12 protein-coding genes are annotated in these 14,313 nt (G+C 68.0%); 9 read left to right on the forward strand and 3 right to left on the reverse strand.

Annotated features, from left to right (window positions below):
- Positions 1–115: 115 nt before the first annotated feature.
- On the reverse strand, positions 116–1,075 hold the full coding sequence (locus H7H34_RS03810) for a LysR family transcriptional regulator (protein WP_185924305.1): 960 nt from the start codon (positions 1,073–1,075) through the stop codon (positions 116–118).
- 183 nt (positions 1,076–1,258) lie between these two features.
- On the opposite strand from H7H34_RS03810, the gene H7H34_RS03815 reads away from it, so the two are divergent.
- The 3 genes from H7H34_RS03815 (at position 1,259) to glcF (ending at position 5,400) form a co-directional block, all read left to right on the forward strand.
- Positions 1,259–2,755, forward strand: coding sequence for an FAD-linked oxidase C-terminal domain-containing protein (locus H7H34_RS03815; RefSeq protein WP_185924306.1), 1,497 nt, complete (start codon positions 1,259–1,261; stop codon positions 2,753–2,755).
- A 76-nt stretch (positions 2,756–2,831) separates the two neighbouring features.
- Positions 2,832–4,049 (forward strand): FAD-binding protein, encoded by a 1,218-nt coding sequence (locus H7H34_RS03820; protein ID WP_185924307.1) that lies wholly within the window; start codon positions 2,832–2,834, stop codon positions 4,047–4,049.
- 1 nt (position 4,050) lies between these two features.
- Entirely contained in the window at positions 4,051–5,400 is a 1,350-nt protein-coding gene (glcF, locus tag H7H34_RS03825; RefSeq protein ID WP_185924308.1) for a glycolate oxidase subunit GlcF, read from the forward strand.
- A gap of 91 nt (positions 5,401–5,491) precedes the next feature.
- Here glcF and H7H34_RS03830 read toward each other — a convergent pair whose 3' ends face one another.
- Together H7H34_RS03830 and H7H34_RS03835 are read right to left on the reverse strand one after the other, a co-directional pair.
- Positions 5,492–6,220, reverse strand: coding sequence for a L,D-transpeptidase (locus H7H34_RS03830; RefSeq protein WP_120268614.1), 729 nt, complete (start codon positions 6,218–6,220; stop codon positions 5,492–5,494).
- 214 nt (positions 6,221–6,434) lie between these two features.
- Positions 6,435–7,169: a DUF2927 domain-containing protein gene (locus H7H34_RS03835; RefSeq protein WP_209006146.1), complete on the reverse strand. Its 735-nt coding sequence runs from the start codon at positions 7,167–7,169 to the stop codon at positions 6,435–6,437.
- Between the two features lie 216 nt (positions 7,170–7,385).
- Between H7H34_RS03835 and H7H34_RS03840 the strand changes: the two genes are divergently transcribed.
- The 6 genes from H7H34_RS03840 to H7H34_RS03865 all read left to right on the forward strand — a co-directional run bounded on the left by H7H34_RS03840 (position 7,386) and on the right by H7H34_RS03865 (position 14,311).
- Positions 7,386–8,105, forward strand: a complete 720-nt coding sequence (locus tag H7H34_RS03840; RefSeq protein ID WP_120268615.1) for a protein phosphatase CheZ — start codon at positions 7,386–7,388, stop codon at positions 8,103–8,105.
- A gap of 373 nt (positions 8,106–8,478) precedes the next feature.
- Entirely contained in the window at positions 8,479–9,159 is a 681-nt protein-coding gene (locus H7H34_RS03845; protein ID WP_185924309.1) for a DNA-3-methyladenine glycosylase I, read from the forward strand.
- A 1,376-nt stretch (positions 9,160–10,535) separates the two neighbouring features.
- A complete protein-coding gene (locus tag H7H34_RS03850; RefSeq protein WP_120268617.1) occupies positions 10,536–11,534 on the forward strand; it encodes a TRAP transporter substrate-binding protein in 999 nt (332 codons plus the stop codon).
- An 84-nt stretch (positions 11,535–11,618) separates the two neighbouring features.
- Positions 11,619–12,125, forward strand: a complete 507-nt coding sequence (locus H7H34_RS03855) for a TRAP transporter small permease (RefSeq protein WP_185924310.1) — start codon at positions 11,619–11,621, stop codon at positions 12,123–12,125.
- Entirely contained in the window at positions 12,126–13,400 is a 1,275-nt protein-coding gene (locus H7H34_RS03860) for a TRAP transporter large permease (protein ID WP_120268619.1), read from the forward strand.
- A 41-nt stretch (positions 13,401–13,441) separates the two neighbouring features.
- Complete coding sequence (locus tag H7H34_RS03865; protein WP_185924311.1) at positions 13,442–14,311, forward strand: isocitrate lyase/PEP mutase family protein; 870 nt, start codon at positions 13,442–13,444, stop codon at positions 14,309–14,311.
- The last annotated feature ends 2 nt before the right edge of the window (positions 14,312–14,313 follow it).

Consider the following 14,313-nt stretch of genomic DNA (forward strand, 5'->3'; position numbering starts at 1 on the left):
GGCTTTTTCTCCGCCTCCGCCAGAGCCGCGGACAAAAAGCAGCCGGCGCGGGGAGGCGCGCCGGCTGGAGTTGCGGCGGTCGCCGGCGGGCGCCGCCGCGTGCCTGTCGTTCGTGTCAGCCGGTGACCAGCGCTTCCGCGGGCTTGTCTTCCGGCAGGGCCAGCCACTGGTCCAGGCCCTCGTCCCAATAGGGGGAGGGGCCGTAGAGCCTGGCCATGAAGTCGATGAACACCCGCACCTTGGCCGGCAGGAAGCGGCGGCTCGGATAGACCGCGTGCAGGCCGACATTCTTCGAGGCGCGATACTGCGGCAGCACGATGCGCAGCTTGCCCTCGCGCAGCTCCGGACCGATGTCCCAGGTCGAGCGCAGCGCGATGCCGAGCCCGGCCAGCAGCGCCTCGCGCACCACCTCGCTGGAATTGGTGCGGATAGGCCCGCCGGTGCGCACGATCTCGGTGCCCTGCGGCCCGGTCAGCCGCCAGATCTCCTGCTGGGTGGTGGAGATGCAGGCATGCTCGTTCTGCAGCTGCTCGATGGTCTGCGGCGCGCCGCAGCGCTCCAGATAGGACGGGGCGGCGCACAGCACCCGGTGCACCGGCGCCAGCCGCCGGGCGACGAGGCTGGAATCCTCCAGCTCGGCGATGCGGATGGCCAGGTCGTAGCCTTCCCCGACGATGTCGATGAACTCGTCGGACAGGTCCAGGTTGAACGAAAGATCCGGGTTGTCGGCCAGGAACGCACCCAGATGCGGGGCGATGTGCATCCGGCCGAAGGCGGTCGGTGCGCTGACCTTCAGCGTGCCGCGGGCCAGCGCCGAGCGGCGGGTGACGAAGGTTTCCGCCTCCTCGATGGAGGCCAGGATCGCCACCACCCGCTTGTAATAGCCCTGTCCGGCCTCCGTCAGCGCCAGCTGGCGGGTCGTGCGTTGCAGCAGCCTCGTGCCCAGCCGGTCTTCCAGCCGGCGCAGCCGTTTCGACACCACGGCTGGCGACAGGCCCATTTCTCGCCCGGCCGCGGACATGCTGCCGGCGGCCACCACCCTGGCGAAGATTTCCATGTCGGGAAAATCTGTCATTTTCAACGCACCGGACTTGGTTCTTGTAAATCTTCAACGCTTTATAACGGACAAGCCGTCTGGCATGTTTTGCAAGGTGCCGTCACCGTCCGGCATCGCATATCCGTCTTATCCTTGATATTACGCGGGATGGCACCCGTCGGATCTTAAGTTCGGCGTGATTGTGTCGAGGGAGGAAACGACATGAGCGGCATTGCCATGCCAAAGCCCGACGAGGCCGTCCTGTCGCGCCGTGGCGAGATCGTGCGGGCGCTGAAGGAGATGGTGCCGGGCGAGGGCGTCATCGACACCGACATCGGCATGCGGGTCTACGAGACCGACGGCTTCAACGCCTATCGCCAGATGCCGATGGTCGTGGTCCTGCCGGAAACCGTCGAGCAGGTCTCGGCCGTGCTGCACTACTGCCACGAGAACGGGGTCAAGGTCGTCCCGCGCGGCGCCGGCACCTCGCTGTCGGGCGGGGCCCTGCCGCTCGGCGACGGCGTGCTCATGTCGATGATGAAGTTCAACAAGGTGCTGGACATCGATGCGGCCAACCGCGCCGTCGTCGCCCAGCCCGGCGTCACCAATCTGGGCATCACCCGCGCGGTCGAGCATCTCGGCTTCTACTACGCGCCCGATCCTTCCTCGCAGATCGCCTGCTCCATCGGCGGCAACATCGCGGAAAATTCCGGCGGCGTGCACTCGCTGAAATACGGCCTTACCACCAACAACGTGCTGGGCCTGGAAATGGTGCTGATCACCGGCGAGGTGATCCGCCTCGGCGGCAAGCATCTCGACAGCGAAGGCTACGACCTGCTCGCCCTGATGACCGGGTCGGAAGGCCTGCTCGGCGTCGTCACCGAGGTCACGGTGCGCATCCTGCAAAAGCCCGAGACGGCGCGCGCCGCGCTCGTCGGCTTCCCCTCCAGCGAGGCCGGCGGCCAGTGCGTTGCCGAGATCATCGGCGCCGGCATCATTCCCGGCGGCATGGAGATGATGGACGAACTCGCCATCAACTTCGCCGAGGACTTCGTCAATGTCGGCTATCCGCGCGAGGCGGGAGCCCTGCTGATCGTCGAGCTCGACGGGCCGGAGGCCGAGGTCGACCATCTGCTCGCCGAGGTCGAGGCCATCGCCCGGCGCAACGGCGCCACCTCGCTGCGCGTCTCCACATCGGAGGAAGAGCGTCTTGCCTTCTGGGCCGGTCGCAAGTCGGCCTTCCCGGCGGTGGGCCGCATCTCGCCCGACTATCTGTGCATGGACGGCACCATTCCCCGCCGCGCCCTGCCGCAGGTCCTCGCCCGCATGCGCGAGCTTTCCGAAAAGCACGGGCTGCGCTGCGCCAATGTCTTCCATGCCGGCGACGGCAACCTGCATCCGCTCATCCTCTACGATGCCAACAAGCCGGGCGAGCTGGAGCGGGCGGAAGATTTCGGCGCCGACATCCTGCGGCTTTGCGTCGAGGTTGGCGGCGTCTTGACCGGCGAGCACGGCGTCGGCATCGAGAAGCGCGACCTGATGCCGGTGATGTTCTCCGAGGACGATCTCAAGCAGCAGCAGCGGGTCAAGTGCGCCTTCGATCCCAAGCAGCTGCTCAATCCGGGCAAGGTCTTCCCGGAGCTGCACCGCTGCGCGGAGCTCGGGCGCATGCATGTCAGCAAGGGCCAGCTGCCCTTCCCGGACATTCCGCGCTTCTGACGGTCCACGCTTCCGACGAAGCGCCAATCTCGAACCCGCCAATCTCGAACCCTCAAGCCAGGACGAGAAGATCAAGATGCCCGACACGTTCAAGCCGCGTACGGCGGAGGAGGCCCGCGACGTCGTCCGCTGGGCGATGGCCGAGCACGAACCGCTGGAAATCGTCGGCCAGGCCTCCAAGCGCGCCATCGGGCGCCCGGTGCAGGCCGGCCATCTGCTCGACATGTCGGGCCTTGCCGGCATCGAGCTCTACGAGCCCGAGGAACTGGTCCTTACCGCGCTGCCCGGCACGCCCATCGCCGAGATCGAGGCGGCGCTGGCGGCCAGCAATCAGGAACTTGCCTTCGATCCGCTGGACTACGGTCCGCTGCTCGGCAACCCGGCGGGGCAGGGCACGCTCGGCGGCGTCATCGCCGCCAACCTTGCCGGCTCCAAGCGGCTGAAGCACGGGGCGGCGCGCGACCATGTGCTCGGCATGGACGCGGTCTCCGGGCGCGGCGAGATCTTTCATTCCGGCGGCCGCGTGGTGAAGAACGTCACCGGCTACGACCTGCCGCGCGCTCTCACCGGCTCCTGGGGCACGCTGGCCGTCGCCACCCGCATCACGCTGAAGGTGCTGCCGCGGGCGCAGACCGAGGCGACCTTCCTGCTCTCCGGCCTTGGCGATGCCGAGGCCGCCACGACGATGACGACCGCCATGGGCTCCTCGGCCGAGGTCTCGGCCGCTGCCCATCTGCCCGCCGCCGCGGCGCAGGATCTGGCCGCGCGCGGTCATGCGCTCTCCGGTCCCGCGACCCTGTTGCGGCTGGAAGGCTTCGGCCCCTCCGTCGACTACCGCTTCGAGCGGTTGCGGGCTCTTCTCGGGGCCGGCCGTTCCGTTTCGCGGGTGGAGGCGGACGCCTCCCGCGCGCTGTGGCGCGCGGTACGCGATGCGGATGCGTTCGTCGGCACCGACGATCTCGTCTGGCGCCTCTCCGTCGCCCCGACCGCCGGTGCCTCAGTCGTCGCGCAGCTTGCCGGTCGGTTCGCCTGCAAGGCCTTCTACGACTGGTCCGGCGGTCTCGTCTGGCTCGCAGTGCCCGGCGCTGATGCCCGCGCCGAGGCGATCCGCGCCGCCATCGCCGCCTGCGGCGGCGGCCACGCGACCCTGGTGCGCGCGCCCGCGCCGCTGCGCTCTTCCATCCCCGTGTTCCAGCCCCAGCCGGCCCCGCTCGCCGCCCTTGCGGCCCGGCTCAAGGAGCAGTTCGACCCACACGGCATCCTCAACCCGGGCCGCATGACGGCGGGACACTGACATGCAGACCAGTTTCTCCATTCATCAGCTTGCCGACCCGCATATGGCGGAGTCGGAGAAGATCCTGCGCAAGTGCGTCCATTGCGGCTTCTGCACGGCCACCTGCCCGACCTTCGCCCTGCTCGGCGACGAGCTCGACAGCCCGCGCGGCCGCATCTACCTGATCAAGGAGATGCTGGAGAACGACCGGCCGGCCGATGCGCGCACCGTGCGCCATATCGACCGCTGCCTGTCCTGCCTCTCCTGCATGACGACCTGCCCCTCGGGCGTGCACTACATGCACCTGGTCGACCATGCCCGCGCCCATATCGAGAAGACCTACCGCCGTCCGCTCGGCAACCGGATGGTGCGCTCGCTGCTAGGCTTCGTGCTGCCGCATCCCGGCCGCTTCCGCCTGTCGCTGGCCGCCGCCTTCTATGCTCGGCCCTTCGCTGGCGTGCTGCGTGCGTTTGGAGGCCCGTTCAAGTCGCTCGGCGCCATGCTCTCGCTCGCGCCCCTCAAGGCGCCGTCCCCCTCCTCGCTGAAGCAGGGGAGCGCCTATCCGCCCGCCGCCACTGCGGCGCGCAAGGGCCGCGTTGCCCTGCTCACCGGCTGCGCCCAGCCGGTGCTGGCGCCGGAGATCAACGAGGCGACCGTGCGCCTGCTCAACCGCGCCGGCGTCGAGGTGGTTCTGCCGAAGGGCGAGGGCTGCTGCGGCGCGCTCGTCCATCACATGGGCCGCGAGGAGCAGGCGCTCACCGATGCCCGCCGCAATGTCGATGCCTGGACGCGCGAGATCGAGGGCGAGGGGCTCGATGCCATCCTGATCACCGCGTCCGGCTGCGGCACGACGATCAAGGACTACGGCTTTATGCTGAAGGACGATCCCGCTTATGCGGAAAAGGCCGCGAGGGTCTCCGCGCTGGCGAAGGACGTGACCGAGTATCTCACCGGTCTCGACCTCGGCGTGCCGGTGCGTGCCACGGGTCTGACGGTCGCCTACCACTCGGCCTGCTCCATGCAGCACGGGCAGAAGATCACCCGCCAGCCGAAGACGCTTCTGACCGCCGCCGGCTTTGCCGTGCGCGACGTGCCGGAAGGGCACCTGTGCTGCGGCTCGGCCGGCACCTACAACATCCTGCAGCCGGACATCGCCCGGCGCCTGCGCGACCGCAAGGTCGCCAATATCGAGAAGACCTCGCCCGATCTCGTTGCTACCGGCAATGTCGGCTGCATCACCCAGATCGGCAGCGGGACGCAGCTTCCGGTGATGCACACGGTGCTGCTGCTCGACTGGGCCTATGGCGGCCCGGAGCCCGCGCTTCTCGCCGAGGCCGGTCTCGGCGAAGCGCGGCTCGCCGTTCCCGCCTGATCGCGGCACGCAGCAGGGCTGACAAACGAAAAACCCCCGGGCGGCCTGGCCGTCCGGGGGTTTTGCTTGCGGGGAACTTGCAGAAAAGTCGTTAGAGAACGTGCACCTTGGCGCCGACCGGCACCCGGTTGTACAGGTCGATCACGTCCTCGTTGCGCATGCGGATGCAGCCCGAGGAGACCGCCCGGCCGATGGTCCAGGGCTCGTTCGAGCCGTGGATGCGGTAGAGCGTCGAGCCGAGATAGAGGGCGCGCGCGCCCAGCGGGTTCTTCGGACCGCCGGCCATGTGCACCGGCAGGCCCGGCTGGCGCTTGCGCATTTCCGCCGGCGGGCGCCAGTCCGGCCACTCGGCCTTGCGCGTCACCTTGTGCGTGCCGGCCCATTCGAAGCCCGGACGGCCGACGCCGACGCCGTAGCGGCGGGCAAAGCCGCCCTTCTCCACCAGGTAGAGATAGCGCGCCTCGGTATCGATCACGATGTCGCCGGGCTTGTGCTTGCCGTCATAGGCGACGGTGGTCGGCAGGAAGCGCGGGTCGACCTGGCGCTGCACCTGCTTGGGGCGCGTGGCCGCGCCCGGGGCGACGCCCATGTGGCGCACCCGTTCCATGCGCTGCGGCTGGCGCATCACCGGGCGGGTGGTCACCTGCGGGCGCATCTGGCGGCGATGGGGCTGCAACTGCAGCACCCAGGGCTCGGTCAGGTCTGGGCTCAGCAGAAGCGGCGGCGCGCCGGCGCCGCTGCGATAGTCGGCCTTGGCAGGGGACAGCGCCATCGCGCCGGCCAGCATCGCCGCGGCAAGTAGAAATCCTGTTCGCTGCATCGACGTACTCGCAACCTCTTCGTCGCACCACGGGGACCGCCGGGGCGGCAGGGCACGGGCGGATCGTTCGAAAGTAGCGGCTGCTCGGCAGTCAATCGTAAACCTTGCGGCAAGACGCGCCGCTTTCTCTTCGCTTGGTTAGCGCCAGGTTGAAGGACATGGTCAACGCCGCGTGAATCGGGCGGGCTTGCCGGTTAACGCGGGCGGCGCGCCGTCAGTTCACCAGCGGGCGCACCTGGCGCACGATCCCCGGCAGCAGGGGCTGGACCTGCTCGGGGCTCATGCCCGGCCTGATGCTCGGGTGGTAGAGCATGTTGAGCAGCAGCCGGTCGAACGTGGTGAAGCGGCTGTGGCGGGAGCGGTCGTTGAATACCGAGTGTGACAGCGAGGTGTCGTCGTTCATCGGCCCCAGGCCCTGCAGCAGTTCCTCCACCAGGCAGCGGCGGAACAGGAAGTCGCCCTCGTCGGAGACGATCACCGCCGCCGATTGCGAGATGCCGCGCCGGTCGGAGACGACCCGCACCAGGCAGCGGCCCGGCACGTCGGCGGTCGGGTCCTTGTAGATGTGCCGGCGGACCACGTCGCGATACTGGCCCCGGTCGACCACATAGACGTGGAAATTCGCCTCGGCCGGCGTCGGCACGACGATCGTCGACAGGCCACGGACCCCGGTGCCCATCTGCTCGATGAAGCGGTAGACCATCGGCTTGCGGTTCTTGGCCGCCAGATTGTGGACGTAGAAGCGCACCGGCCCGGTGTATTTCTTGACGAGATAGGGCTGCCAGCTCCACGAGCGGTATTCCAGCCCGAACACCGTCTTCATGAAGCCGTCGATCAGCTCTTCGGTGGAGAAGGTGTACGGGGCGGCCGCCGACGGGGCAGTGCTGCCGGAAAACGCCGGCAGGGCAAGGCAGAGCAGCAGCAACAGTCTCGACAGCGGTCGGCGCAAGATCGCGATTCCGGTAACGGCATTTCAGGTCAGGCGTCGCTCGCCATCAGGGAGCATACAGAACCGGGCAGGGGATCGGAACGCAAAATCGCGGTCGGTGGCGAATGCCGTTGCGGCAGTGCCTCCGGAACAATTCCTTAAATCTCTGGAGCTATACGTTATTCCCACTGCCCCCCGGTACAGCCTGCCCCGGAAGACGTGGAGACGACCCCAACCATGATGGCCACCAGAAGAGCCTTTAGAGCCGAGAGCCTCTTGCAGCAGTCGAATGCTGATGGAGGGTCGGGGTACGGTTCTGATGTGCAATACAAGACCCTGATGGCCGAGATTTCCTCGATCAAGGCGATGATTCGCCCGGCCGAGGAGGTTGGCAACCAGGTCCTGGAGCAGTTCAAGAAGGAACTGGGCGAGGCGGTAAAGCTCAAGGCGGAGCTCGATTCGATCTACGAGGCGATCGCCAAGACCAAGCACGAGATCGCCACCCTGCACCACACGACCGGGCAGGACAGCCACGAGATGAGCCGCGTCACCAACGAGCTCGACGCGGTGGTCAGCGGTACGGAAGGGGCGACCGAGGGCATTCTGTCGGCGGCCGAGTTCATCGACGAGACGGCCAACACGCTGGCGGCCCGCCTGCGCGGCCAGGACGCGGAGCTTGCCCACGACATCCAGGAGAAGGTCGTCCAGATCTTCGAATCCTGCAACTTCCAGGACCTCACCGGCCAGCGCATCACCAAGGTGATCAACACGCTGCGCTTCATCGAGGACCGCATCATCCGCATGATGGAGATCTGGGGCGGCATCGAGAGCTTCAAGGCGATCGAGCCGGAGGAGCAGCCGACCCGCGAGGGCGATGCGGCCCTGCTCAACGGCCCGGCGCTGGAGACCGACGAGGGTCTCGCCAGCCAGGACGACATCGACGCGCTCTTCGCCTGAGCGCGTCCACGCCCCCGCGGAGCCGGCGAACGTAGTGAGCCTGGCGCGAGCGAAACACCGGGAGAGGCGAGCGGAGACCCTGCGAGCCGGAATCAGGCCGCAACGGCGGCCTTGGCTTTGCCCGCCCCCGCGGAGCCGGCGAACGTAGTGAGCCTGGCGCCAGCGAAACACCGGGGGAGGCGAGCGGAGACCCCGCGAGCCGGAACCAGGCCGCAACGGCGGCCCGGGCTTTGCCCGCCCCCGCGGAGCCGGCGAACGTAGTGAGCCTGGCACGAGCGAAAAAAACGGCATCGCTTCACAAGCTTTGCCGTTCCTGCTATCTCGAACAAAGAGTGAACAATCGGGCGCGCGAAACGCGCTGCAAGGAGGCGCGATGAGCGAGGCGGCGGACGGACAGGGCGGTGGGACCGAAGCACGGGACGACCTGCCGCGCGGGCTGCTGCGCGGCGAGGACGGCCATTGCCGCTGCGGGTGGCATGGCAACAAGCCCGATTATCTTGCCTATCACGACAGGGAATGGGGCCGCCCCGTCACCGACGACCGGCGCCTGTTCGAGAAGATCTGCCTGGAAGGGTTCCAGTCGGGCCTGTCCTGGCTGACCATCCTGCGCAAGCGCGAGAGCTTCCGCGCGGGGTTTGCCGGCTTCGACTTCGAGGCGGTGGCGCGGTTCGGCGATGCCGATGTGGAGCGGTTGCTGCAGGATGCCGGCATCGTCCGCCATCGCGGCAAGATCGTCTCGACCATCAACAATGCCCGCCGCGCCTGCGATCTTGTCGCCGAGCGCGGCTCGCTCGCCGCCTATTTCTGGAGCTTCGAGCCCGGACCGCAGGACCGGCCGGACTATTGCGACCACGCGTCGGTGTCGGTTCTTGCCCAGACACCGGCCTCCCGCGCCCTGTCGAAGGACCTGAAGAAGCGCGGCTGGAGCTTCGTCGGCCCCACCACGGTCTATGCCTTCATGCAGGCCATGGGGCTGGTCAACGACCATCTCGAGGGCTGCTGGGTGCGCGAGGAGGCGGAACGTCAGCGCCAGGCGCTCGTCCGCCCGACATAAGGCAGGGCCTTTCTTCCCTTCGGCCGTCATCCCGGCCGCGCGCAAGCGCAGAGCCGGGACCCATTGGTACCCTCAGCAGGTGCGAGGCGGAGCGCGGCCCGCCCCTTGCCCGCCGTCTTCGCTCTGGCCCCTGCTTTCGTCATCCCGGGCAAGGCGAAGCCGCGACCCGGGACCGGAGAGCCACTGACCCTGCCTTTCTTGCCGGAGCTTCTCCGCACTCACCCCGGCTCTCCGGTCCCGCATCTCGGCTTCGCTGCGTGCGGGATGACGAGAGGAGAGGTTAGCGGCCTCCCGACATCGCTCTGGAAACCAATAGGCCCCGGATCTCGCGTTGCTCGTCCGGGGTGACGTGCGGAGGGGATGCGGGATCGCGCCTCCTTCTCGGCCGTCATCCCGGGCAAGGCGCAGCCGCGACCCGGGACCCATTGGCACCCTCAGCGGGGGTGAAGCGGAGCGCGGCCCACCCCTTGCCCGCCGTCTTCGCTTCGCCCCACTCGCAGGCTGTCATCCCGGTTTCGGCAAAGCCGAAGACCGGGATCCGGTACCCCCGAACGGTCAGGGAAGGCCTCGGCGCTCCAGCCTCTCCGGCGTCATCCCGGGCAAGGCGCAGCCGCGACCCGGGACCGGCGAGCCACTGACCCTGCCTTTCTTGCCGGAGCTTCTCCGCACTCACCCCGGCTCTCCGGTCCCGCATCTCGGCTTCGCTGCGTGCGGGATGACGAGAGGAGAGGTTAGCGGCCTCCCGACATCGCTCTGGAAACCAATAGGCCCCGGATCTCGCGTTGCTCGTCCGGGGTGACGTGCGGAGGGGATGCGGGATCGCGCCTCCTTCTCGGCCGTCATCCCGGGCAAGGCGCAGCCGCGACCCGGGACCCATTGGCACCCTCAGCGGGGGTGAAGCGGAGCGCGGCCCACCCCTTGCCCGCCGTCTTCGCTTCGCCCCACTCGCAGGCTGTCATCCCGGTTTCGGCAAAGCCGAAGACCGGGATCCGGTACCCCCGAACGGTCAGGGAAGGCCTCGGCGCTCCAGCCTCTCCGGCGTCATCCCGGGCAAGGTGAAGCCGCGACCCGGGACCGGAGAGCCACTGACCCTGCCTCTCGTAGCCCGGCGTTTCCGAAACCGCCCCTTGCCCGCCGCCCTCGCGGTTTCTCCCGGTGTCAGTTGTGAGTGGCGGGCACATGGAGGTTGCGCGGTCCCCTCGCTTCGGCTTAGCTGGCATGGCATTTGCCACAAGGGGTTGCCATGGAGCGACCGGGACGGCCCCAGCGGTTGTCGTCTCCCGTCCGCTCCGCAGCCAGAACCCTTGTCGGAACGACAGGCGCCGGGAAACGGCGTCGCTTGGGGCGCGCGACGCGCTGCCCATGGGAGGACTGACATGAAATTCGCGCGCTATGCCATCGGCCTTGCCGCCGGCCTTGCGATGACCGCTTCCGCGGCCTTCGCCGACACCACTACCCTGCGCATCACGCTGCAGCTGCCGCTCAAGAGCCATCTCGGCGAGAACGTCAGCCTGTTCAAGCAGAAGGTCGAGGAGATCTCCGCCGGCGACATCAAGGTCGAGATCTACGACTCGGCCCAGCTCTACAAGGACAACGAGGTGCCGCAGGCCGTCGGCTCCGGCGCCATCGAAATGGGCGTCGCCTCGCTGACCCGCTATGTCGGCGACGTGCCGGCGGTGGACGTCTTCTACATGCCGTTCCTGCTCAACAGCGAGGATCTGGTGCGCAAGGCGGTGGCTCCGGGCAGCCCGGTGCGTGGCCCGCTCGACGAGGCGATCCTGGAGACCGGCGCCCGCGTCGTGTGGTGGCAGGCCTATGGCGGCTCCGTGCTGCTGTCGAAGGGCGAGCCGATCCGCACTCCGGCCGACCTGAAGGGCAAGAAGGTCCGCGTGTTCGGCAAGACGCTCGGCGAGTGGATCAAGGCCGCCGGCGGCGCGCCGACCCTGGTCTCCGGCTCGGAGCAGTACATCGCCTACCAGCGCGGCACCGTGGATGTCGGCATGACCGGCGTGTCCGGCGTCGACGCCCGGCGCCTGTGGGAGGTCATGGACACGATCACCGTGACCAACAATGCCGACATCGAGTTCATCGTCGTGATCAACGAGCAGTTCTGGCAGGGCCTGCCGGAGCAGCACCGCGCCTGGATCACCGAGGCGGCCCTGTTCGCCGAGAAGGACGTGCGCGACCGCATGTCGGACATCGAGGCCACCTCCTACAAGGCCGCTCGGGAGAACGGCATGACCATCTACGAGCCGACCGCCGAGGAAATCGCTGCCTGGGAAGCCGCCGCACAGCCGGTCTACGACCAGTTCCTCGCCGACGCGGGTGAACTCGGCGCCAAGGTCCTCGAGGCCGCCCGCGCCCTCAGGAACTGACCCCTTTTCCGGAATGAGCGTCGGGGCGGCCCGTTCCGCCCCGGCGCACCCGGACCTTCCGCAATACAAGCTGGGATTGACCCGATGCTGCGTGTGATCGACGCCGTTTCCCGACTGGCCGGGACGGTGGCGGGCTGGGCCTATTTCGCCACCGCCCTGATGCTCGGCTACGAGGTGGTGATGCGTTATGTCTTCATCGCCCCGACCATATGGGCCGAGGAACTGGCGCGCATGCTGCTCGTCTGGGCTACCTTCGGCGGTGCGGCGATCCTGCTGCACCGGCGTCAGCACATCACCATCACCCTCTTGACCGATCACCTTTCGCCCCGCCTGCGGCAGGTGCAGGAAGTGTTCGTCCTGCTCTTCATTGCAGGTCTTGCCGCGCTCATCGTCTATGATGGTGCCGGCATTGCCTACGATTCCTTCCATCGCGGCCGCACCACCGGCTCCATGCTCGACCTGCCGGCCTGGTGGTCGCAGGCCTCGCTTCCGGTCTGCTTCGCGCTGCTTGGTCTTCAGGCGCTGGCGGAGGCGCTGCGCGTCGCCATCGGCGGGGCCGACAATCTTCCCCGCGGTTCGGTGGAGCACTAGATGACCACCATCATCATTCTTCTGGCGCTGTTCGCCCTGCTGCTGGTCGGCGTGCCGGTGGCCTTCACCATGGCCGGCCTCGGCTTCGGTCTGCTCTATTTCGGCGGTTTCTCGCCGCTGATGGTGCCGCAGGGGCTGCTGTCTGCGGCTGACAGCTTCGTGCTGATCGCCGTGCCGCTGTTCCTCCTGATGTCCAACGTGCTGCTGAAGGGCGGCGTCGGGCGGGATCTCTTCGCTGCCGTGCAGGCCTGGGTCGGCCATTGGCCGGGCGGTCTTGCCATCGCCACCATCCTGTCCTGCGGCATCTTCGCGGCGATCTCCGGTTCCTCCGTCGCCACGGCCGCAACCATCGGCACCGTGGCGATCCCGGAGATGACCTCGCGCGGCTATCCGCGCCGCTTCGTGCTCGGCCTGTTGGCCGCCGGCGGCACGCTCGGCATTCTCATTCCGCCCTCGATCCCGATGATCGTCTACGGCGTCATCACCGAGGAATCGATCATCGCCCTGTTCCTGGCCGGCGTCGGCCCGGGCCTGCTGCTGATGGTGCTGTTCATCGCCTGGTCGGTGCTCTATGCGAGCTTCGCCGCCGACTACCAGCCGAGCCCACGCGCCACCTGGGACGAGCGCCGACGCACCGCCATCCGCGCCTTCCCGACCGTGCTGCTCGCCGCCTTCGTCATTTCCGGCATTTACATGGGCATCTTCACGCCCACCGAGGCGGCGGCCATCGGCTTTCTCGGCTCGCTGATCGTCGTCGGGCCGGTGCTGCGTACCCTCGACTGGCCGAAGTTCCGCGACGCGGTCGCCGAGGCCATGACCACGACGGTGGCGATCCTGCTGATCGTCGCCGGTGCCAAGGTCTTCGGCAAGGCGATCACCCTCTACCGCATTCCCCAGGACATCTCGCTGTTCCTGTCCGAACATATCGCGACCGCCGGCATGTTCGTGCTGGTCGTCGCCCTCGTCCTGCTGGTGATGGGCCTGTTCCTGGAATCGCTGTCGATGATCCTGATCATGGTGCCGGTGCTGTCCGGCGCGCTGATGGCGCTCGGCATCGACCCGATCTGGTTCGGCGTGTTCTTCGTCATCATGATCGAATGCGCCCTGATCACCCCGCCTGTCGGTCTCAATCTCTATGTGATACAGGCAGTCGGAAAGGCGAGCATGGGCGAGGTCGCAACCGGCGTCCTGCCGTTCCTCGTGATCATGCTGGCCAGCGCCGCCATCATCTTCTGGTGGCCCGCCGTCGCGCTCTACATCCCCTTCCGGCTGTAGGCGCGCGCCGGGCGCCCGGTTTCCAGCGAAAAGGCAAGTCCATGTCCTCTCCCGCCGCGCGTCTTCGCGCCCATCTCGTCGCGACCCCGCTCACGGTCATGCCCTGCTGCTTCGACGGCCTGTCGGCCAAGCTGATCGGCGATGCCGGCTTTCCGGTCACCTTCATGTCGGGCTTTGCCGTCTCGGCCGCTCGCATCGGCGCGCCCGACACCGGCCTCATCTCCTATGGCGAGATGGTCGACACCGGCCGCAATGTCTGCGCGGCGACCGGCGCGCTGGTCATCGGCGACGGCGACACCGGCTACGGCAATGCCCTCAACGTCAAGCGCACCGTGCGCGGCTACGCCCAGGCCGGCTTTGCCGCGATCATGATCGAGGACCAGGTGGCGCCCAAGCGCTGCGGCCACACCCGCGGCAAGCTGGTCGTCGACCGCACGGAAGCCGTCAACCGTATCAAGGCGGCGGTCGATGCCCGCGAGGAGGGCGCCGACATTCTCATCCTCGCCCGCACCGATGCCCGCCACGGCCACGGGCTCGACGAGGCGCTGGAGCGTGCGGCCGCCTTCCGCGATGCCGGTGCCGACCTGCTCTTCGTCGAGGCGCCGCAGTCCGTCGAGGAGATGGAGCGGATCTGCCGCGAGGTGCCCGGCGTCCACATGGCCAATCTCGTCGAGGGCGGCGCCACGCCGCTCCTGTCGCATGCCGAGCTGCAGCGCATCGGCTACCGGCTCGCCGCCTATCCCCTGACGCTGCTCTCGGCCGTGACGCGCGCCATGCAGGAGGCGCTGCAGGTGATCAAGGCCGGCCAGCATCCCGATGCGGCGCTGCTCGACTTCCCCTCCCTGCGCAAGGCCGTCGGCTTCGACGCCTATTACGAGGAAGAGGCGAACTACGCCGACCGTCGCGATTGAGA

The sequence above is a fragment of the Stappia sp. 28M-7 genome, assembly GCF_014252955.1.
Taxonomy (GTDB): domain Bacteria; phylum Pseudomonadota; class Alphaproteobacteria; order Rhizobiales; family Stappiaceae; genus Stappia.